Genomic DNA, 957 nt, shown 5'->3' on the forward strand with positions numbered 1-957 from the left:
CGCCTCGGCGTCGGCGCCGCTGGCGCTGGCCGCTGCCGATCTGCAGGCGCAGTTCAAGACCCTGGTGCGCGACCCGAACGAGGCGCTGCGGGAGCTGGCGCCGGCCTGGAAGCTGAGCCTGGCCGACGACGGCGACCCCTGCCTGCTCGTGCCGGCGCAGCAGGTGCACTGCCACGCGGGTCGCAGCAATCTCGCGCTGGTGCGGTTGCTCGGTCGGCCCGGCATCGTGAGCCTGAATGACGCGGCCGGGCAGCCGGTCTATGCACAGCTCACCGGCCTCACGGCGCAGAGCGCGACGCTGCGCATGGGCGGCGTCGCGCAGACCCTCACGCTCGGTTCCTTCACGCGCCTGTGGCGCGGCGATTTCACGACACTGTGGCGCGTGCCGCCGGGCTACACCGTTGCCGCGGCGGGCAAGGCGGCCATCCCCGCCGACTGGCTGGCCGCACGGCTGGCCACCGCGGCCGGCGACGCCGCACCGGGCGAGACGTCGGCGGCGGCGCTCAAGCCGCGCATCGCCGCCTTCCAGTCCACCCAGGGTCTGGCACCGGATGGTCTGGCCGGGCCGATCACACTGATGCAGCTCAACCGCGCCACCGGCGTGGACGAGCCCCGCCTGCAGACCGAGTGACGTACCGATGTCCTACATCCTCGAAGCCCTCCGCAAGGCCGACGCCGAACGCGATCGCGAACGCGGCGCGTTGCCCGACCTGCATGCGCAGCCGGTGCCGCCCGATTCGGCCGCGATGGCGGCCGGCTCGCCTTCGCGTCCCCGACCCTGGCTGTGGATCATCGTCGGTGCCTCGGTGGGCCTGATCGGCCCGCTGCTGTGGCTGCTGCTCGGTCGCGACACCACGAAGGAGGCCGTGGTGACACCGCCGCCACCGGTCGAGACGGCCGCACCGCCGGTGGCGACGGCGCCCGCGGTGGCTCCGGCTCCCGAGGTGGCCCGGCGCG

The 957-nt window shown here is 74.3% G+C and carries 2 pseudogenes; both read left to right on the forward strand.

The window, feature by feature from the left end:
* Positions 1-631, forward strand: a pseudogene (locus tag Y694_RS25165) (peptidoglycan-binding protein); the annotation flags it as partial.
* 7 nt (positions 632-638) lie between these two features.
* Positions 639-957: pseudogene (locus Y694_RS22020) on the forward strand (hypothetical protein); the annotation flags it as partial.

It is taken from the genome of Methylibium sp. T29-B (assembly GCF_000576225.1).
Lineage (GTDB): Bacteria > Pseudomonadota > Gammaproteobacteria > Burkholderiales > Burkholderiaceae_C > Methylibium > Methylibium petroleiphilum.